Origin of the sequence: Paenibacillus agaridevorans, assembly GCF_003112455.1 — a bacterium.
In the GTDB taxonomy this organism is placed as follows: Bacteria; Bacillota; Bacilli; order Paenibacillales; family Paenibacillaceae; genus Pristimantibacillus; species Pristimantibacillus agaridevorans.
Genome location: NZ_BDQX01000171.1, coordinates 591,936 through 597,596 on the forward strand (window position 1 = coordinate 591,936; position 5,661 = coordinate 597,596).

The following is a 5,661-nucleotide window of genomic DNA, read 5'->3' on the forward strand; positions in this document are numbered from 1 at the left end:
ACGGCAGCGGCTTGTCCTGGCGAGAGCCATTATCCGCAAGCCCTCCGTGCTAGTGCTGGACGAGGCGACCAGCGCCCTCGATACGGAAAATGAGAGCAATATTCAAGAAGCCATCGACCGTCTTAAAGGGTCCATGACGATTATCGTTATCGCGCATCGCTTGACCACGCTGAGAGGCGCCGACCGGGTCTATGTGCTCCAGGGAGGCCGGATCGTAGAGGAAGGAGATTTTGCAAATCTGGCCGCCGATCGTGACAGTTACTTAGGCAAATCGTTTGACAAGATGTCTTCCGCCCATGTTTCATCGTTTTAAATTTACTTATAATTCCAATTAGTCCTGTTCCTTTGCATCAAATGAACCAAACTCCATTCATTTGCTTTCGTAATTGCAACATATTCGTTATAATAGAATTCATATTGTTGCTATTGCGCTGGCCAAGGAGGCATCTGCTATGATTGGAGAAAGAATTCAAATGTTTCGCAAACGGAAAGGTTTTTCGTTAACTGAGCTCTCCCAAAGAGCAGGGGTTGCGAAATCGTATTTGAGCTCCATCGAAAGAGGGCTTCAGCAGAACCCTTCCATTCAGTTTCTTGAGAAGATCGGGGAAGTGCTTGGCGTGCCTGTCGAGGAGTTTGTAGGACAGGAACAAGCGGAAGGCAGCGCCGTCCACTTAGACCGGGAATGGGAGAATTTAGTTCGGGAAGCGATGGCTTCCGGCGTAAGCAAGGAACAATTCAAGGAATTTCTGGAATTTAATAAGTGGAAATTTAACCGCGAATAACGCTGTATTTTTATACAGCGTTTTCTTTAATAATGGATTGCCCCTGCTCCTGAAGGATACGCAGTACCTTGCTCACTTCTTCCGTCGTGAGTCCCTTCGAACGCGCGCTTAACATAAGCTCTACCCACTCCGCATCCAAATCCTGCTGGTTGTCCGATATAAATCGTGTCATCCTAAAATCCCCCACTTCGTTGGGGCGGTTGCACCACTGACTCCATGCGTTGTAAGGTGCCCAGATACTAAACGCACTTCTTCGTCTCCCATATAATATGTATCCAAATTGTCCACAAACCAAATAATAGCTTATCTGGAACGAAGATGCTGTCGCTTTCTGTCTCCGGATTTTGAGAGATTGCTTCTCAATTTGTCGAATTTCTTGGAATCAAATGAAGAAAAAGGGGCAAGTATCCATTTTCCGAAGCGCTGTGAGGCTGACGGCTCATGGTTGACACAATGTCGGCATCGGGACGCTGTATGACCTCCATAAACCTCTAGATGGGCTCTGCGTATACGACGCTGCCCGCGTAACCTCTCGGATTAGCTAGCTGCCACCTCCAGGCGTCCGCACACATCTCCGCGATGCCTCGCGTCGCCTGCCAACCCAGCTCCGCATTCGCTTTGTTCGGATTGGCGTAGCAGGCACCAATATCGCCTGGCCGTCTTGCCGCTACTCGGTATGGAATCGTTTTACCCGACGCCCGTTCGAAAGCCCGAATCATCTCCAATACGCTATAGCCGCATCCCGTGCCTAGATTATAAACATGGATGCCTGCGGCGGAAGCCAGCTTATCGATGGCCCTAAGATGCCCCTGCGCCAGATCGACGACGTGGATATAATCTCTGACGCCCGTACCGTCGGGCGTATCGTAATCGTCGCCGAATACGGCAACTTCCTTGAGCTTGCCCACCGCGACCTGCGCGATATAAGGCATCAGATTGCCCGGCACTCCGCTCGGGTCCTCGCCGATCCGGCCGCTCTCATGTGCGCCGACGGGATTAAAGTAACGAAGAATGCCAATGCTCCAACGCGGATCGGAGCATACGAGATCATCCAGCATTTGCTCGATCATTTGTTTCGTTCGGCCATATGGATTAATGGCCCCCACGGGGGCTTCCTCGGAAATCGGCACCTGCTTGGGCATGCCGTATACGGTAGCAGACGAGCTAAAGAGCAGCCGGCGGACGCCGAACTCCTCCATCACACTGCATAACGTCATCGTACTCATCAGATTTTGATGGTAATACTTAAGCGGCAGCTGCACCGATTCTCCAACGGCCTTTAGTCCGGCAAAGTGGATAACCGCCTCGATGTCGTGATTGCGGAATACCGTCCGCAGCGCCTCCCTGTCCACCAAGTCCTGGATATAGACCGGGAAAGACCTGTTTGCGATTTCGGCTACCCGACGAAGTGCTTCTCCGTGGCTATTGGACAGATTATCAATAACGACGATGTCATTCCCTTGACTCAATAACTCGACGCAGGTGTGGCTTCCGATATATCCCGCTCCGCCTGTTACTAATATGGCCATTGCAGAACTCCTCCGATCAGCTTGAATTCCTTACAAAGAACTTTTTATAGTTTCGTTGTTCTTAATTAAGAACATTGTAACATACGTTTGTTCTTTTGTCTGCTATAACATGATACAGTTCGTATAACAAGGTGAAACGGCTGTCGCCGTTCTTTGGCGGCGCAGCGCGTTTCATTCCGAGAATTATAGGTCAAGTATGGAGAAACTTATACTTTCCTATAATTTAAACAAAAGCCCTCCCGCCGCCTTTAGAAGCGGCAAGAGGGCATTAGACATACGGCTCGCAATCCTTAAGATCCTGTCCGGGCTGCCTTTAATAACAAGTCTTGCGGATCGTCCTTCATAATCCCGTTTGCCCAACGTTCGATCAATATCTTCATTCCATTTAAAGAGACATGCCTAGCAGAAGTCCCCCGTTGAGTGTCCGCGTTGATCTCGCCTGGCTCGATATCGCTCCCGGACCGACATGACCGCAATTTCTCCCGCGCGCGGAATAACAGGGAGCGGACGGCGGACATCGTGTATCCCAGACCTTGGGCAATCTCGTTCATCGTATAGCCGAAATAATCGGCGAGCAGCCAGACTTTCAATTGATTGGCGGGCAGCTTGGCGGCCAGCCATTCTATCCAACCTTTGATCTCAAAATAGCAGCTGTCCCGGCGCCCCTCTTCCAGTGCCAAATCGCCAGACGTCTCGCGTATCCTTCGTTTCCTGTACCCGTCGATCCGCTTGTTCCTTGCGACCTTCATCAGGAAAGGCCGTATCTCCTTGATCTCTCCCCGCCGCTTATAGTAACGAAATGCCAGCGCCACCGTCTCCTGCAACAGATCCTCTCCATCCCAGGTCGAGCCCGTCAAATAGACGCAATATTGCCGAAGCTCCCGCAGTAAGGGCTTAACGGCTTCTTCGAATGCGTTTCCGCTCGTCATGACGAGTCTCTCCTTTCCGTTGCGTCCCCCGCCGCTTGAGGCTCCAGCCGAATTCCGGTATCGTCTATGATCAACTTGACTTTATCTCTGATGGCAAGCCGTTCCCTGTACTCAGCCGGGATTTGCAGCCTCCCGAACCTGTCCACGACAGCGTATTCCTCGTAATCGCGAAACGCTCCGGCGGATACTTCAGCTGCTTCGTTGGCTGAGTCTTCCGCAGCTTTCCCTTCTTGCCCTCTTTCGGCTTCCCGCTTAATCAGCTCGGAGCTGGTCATCCCGTCGCGAATCGCTACGACGCGATCTACCTTGCCCGCAAGACCCATGTCGTGCGTGACGATGACGATCGTGACGCCGGTCTCTTCGTTTAGCTTGCGGAAGATGCCCATAATGGTATCCGCGGTCCCCGCGTCGACAGATCCGGTAGGTTCGTCCGCCAGCAACAGCGACGGGCGGTTCGCGAGGGAGATGGCAATGGCCGTGCGCTGCTGCTCGCCTCCCGACAGCTGAACCAGCTTATTGCCGCTGCGATGCGTCAGCCCTACCCATTCGATAAGCTGTTTGGCATACATCTCGTCGATGCGCCCCGCAACCATCATCGCCGTCTCCACATTCTCCAGCACGGTCAGATAGGGAAGCAGGTTGCGCGAATTATTTTGCCAGATGAAGCCGACCGTACGCTGCTTATAGAATACTCGCTCCTTTTCGGTCATCTGCAGAAGATCCCAATCGCCGATCAAGGCCTTGCCGGCAGTAGGGACGTCAAGGCCGCCAAGCACGTTAAGGAGCGTCGACTTGCCGCTTCCGCTATTGCCGATGATCGCAATCATTTCGCCTGCATTCACTTGAAGATTAAGCCCCTGCAGAGCAACGACCTCCACATCGTCCGACTTGAATATTTTCACTAATCCTTCGCACTGGATCATCCTTATCTCTCCTCCCCCAGCTTAACCGCTTGATGAACGCGAAGCTTCAAGATTTGCGCGATCAGCAGACTCCCCCCAACAGTAATCATGGCCACGACGATGATAAGAAGATGCATCGTATCCTTTAGATCAAACACGATAACGAAGGGCGGTACTTGACCGCTCGCTCCCGATTGAAGGAACGGGATAAAGAGCCGGCTCGCCGCTCGGCCGATGCCGAGTCCCAGAACGATCGCGAGTCCTGTCGTGAGCAGCTGCTCCAGCAGCAGCATGAGCGTCAACTGGCCGCGCATCAACCCCGTCGCCCGCAGGATGCCGAGCTGCACCGTACGCCTTGCCAGGCTGAATACCCAGAAAAGCAAATAACCGATAAAGGAAATCGCCACCGAGACGATAAATCCCAGCGACAGGATGCCGTAGGTACCTTCCCGCTCGGGCAGGAGCTTTCTCAGCTTCCATTCGTTGCGCGCGTCGCTAAGCGCGGACGTCTCTATGCCTTGGGCCCGCAAATGTTCAACGATCGGCATTGCCTTGGCGTCATCCTTCATGTCAAGCCACAACGCGTAAGGGGTCAGCGGGATATGCTCGTACAAGTAATCCAAATGCGCCACGACGAAAGGCGTGTCGGGGTCCAGCGACGGCCAATAATCGGAAATGCCCGCGATCACTAATTCGATAGGGGTGCCTTGCACCGTCATTTGGAGAAGGTCGCCTTGCTTTAAGCCGTGTTTCTCCGCAAACATGCCGGAAATAATCGCGCCTTGCTCGTATTCGCCCATCCAGCGAAGCAAGGTGAAAGGATGGGCGCTCTCGTAGAGGTCGATACGCCACCAAGAGCTCCGGGCAAAATCGGCATTATCGATGCCCATCAGCTTGCCCTTGCCAAGTCCCTTGCCCGCGATCGACAGTTCGCCTTCCAATTGCAGGACGCGAGCCGACGATCTCACCCCCGGCATATTCTCGAACGGTGTCTGGGGAGGCTCCGTGTAGACGGTATCCCGCGGCTGATCCTCCGGAATATAGTTGCCCTCCTCGTCAAACAGTTGGACCTCCCCTTCCCATACGGGCTGCAGCACGACATCGGCGCCGTTGCCGTACAGGAGCCTTTCGCTTTCATTGCGATCCATCGTTCTAGCGGCGGAAGCGTGGAAGATGCCGAGACCCAGCGTCATGATCAGGAGAAGCATCAGCGGATAATACGAGCGCTGCGAGCGCGACAGCTGAACGAAAACCAGATGGAGCGAAACCGGCAGCAAGCGTCGGAACAACGAATGCAACAGTTGCAGCGCTAGCGGGAACAACCTTAAGGCGACAAGTCCTGCTGCGAACATGGCTGCCGCGGGAATGAGAAAAAATAGCGGCTGCACCTGCATTGCGCCTCCTTCTCCTGCGCCCCCGGTCAATACTCGTCCGCTTTCGAAGCCGTACCAACCTAACCCAGCCAGCGCCAGCAGAGCCGCATCGAGATACCATCGCTGCCACAGCGGCGGCCGGGCGC

7 protein-coding genes and 1 riboswitch are annotated in these 5,661 nt (G+C 53.7%); of the genes, 2 read left to right on the forward strand and 5 right to left on the reverse strand.

Translation table 11 applies throughout. From position 1 onward, the window contains the following. A partial coding sequence (locus PAT3040_RS38720) for a P-loop NTPase family protein (protein ID WP_507763371.1) occupies positions 1-313 on the forward strand: 313 nt, incomplete at its 5' end. A 139-nt stretch (positions 314-452) separates the two neighbouring features. After that, on the forward strand, positions 453-782 hold the full coding sequence (locus PAT3040_RS17505) for a helix-turn-helix domain-containing protein (protein ID WP_108993710.1): 330 nt from the start codon (positions 453-455) through the stop codon (positions 780-782). Between the two features lie 10 nt (positions 783-792). Here the strand turns inward: PAT3040_RS17505 and PAT3040_RS37160 are convergent, their stop codons facing one another. The 5 genes from PAT3040_RS37160 to PAT3040_RS17525 all read right to left on the reverse strand — a co-directional run. Next, a complete protein-coding gene (locus PAT3040_RS37160) occupies positions 793-954 on the reverse strand; it encodes a hypothetical protein (protein WP_179215383.1) in 162 nt (53 codons plus the stop codon). Between the two features lie 13 nt (positions 955-967). Further along, positions 968-1,052: riboswitch (cyclic di-GMP riboswitch) on the reverse strand. A gap of 221 nt (positions 1,053-1,273) precedes the next feature. Beyond that, entirely contained in the window at positions 1,274-2,311 is a 1,038-nt protein-coding gene (gene galE / locus PAT3040_RS17510; RefSeq protein WP_108993711.1) for a UDP-glucose 4-epimerase GalE, read from the reverse strand. A 290-nt stretch (positions 2,312-2,601) separates the two neighbouring features. Then, complete coding sequence (locus PAT3040_RS17515; RefSeq protein ID WP_108993712.1) at positions 2,602-3,240, reverse strand: RNA polymerase sigma factor; 639 nt, start codon at positions 3,238-3,240, stop codon at positions 2,602-2,604. Then, positions 3,237-4,163 carry an ATP-binding cassette domain-containing protein gene (locus tag PAT3040_RS17520; RefSeq protein ID WP_108993713.1) on the reverse strand — a complete coding sequence of 309 codons (927 nt, stop codon included), beginning with the start codon at positions 4,161-4,163 and terminating at the stop codon, positions 3,237-3,239. The genes PAT3040_RS17515 and PAT3040_RS17520 overlap by 4 nt, the downstream gene beginning before the upstream one ends. A gap of 2 nt (positions 4,164-4,165) precedes the next feature. Then, positions 4,166-5,661, reverse strand: a 1,496-nt coding sequence (locus tag PAT3040_RS17525; protein WP_146200448.1) for an ABC transporter permease, incomplete at its 5' end; no start/stop codon positions are given.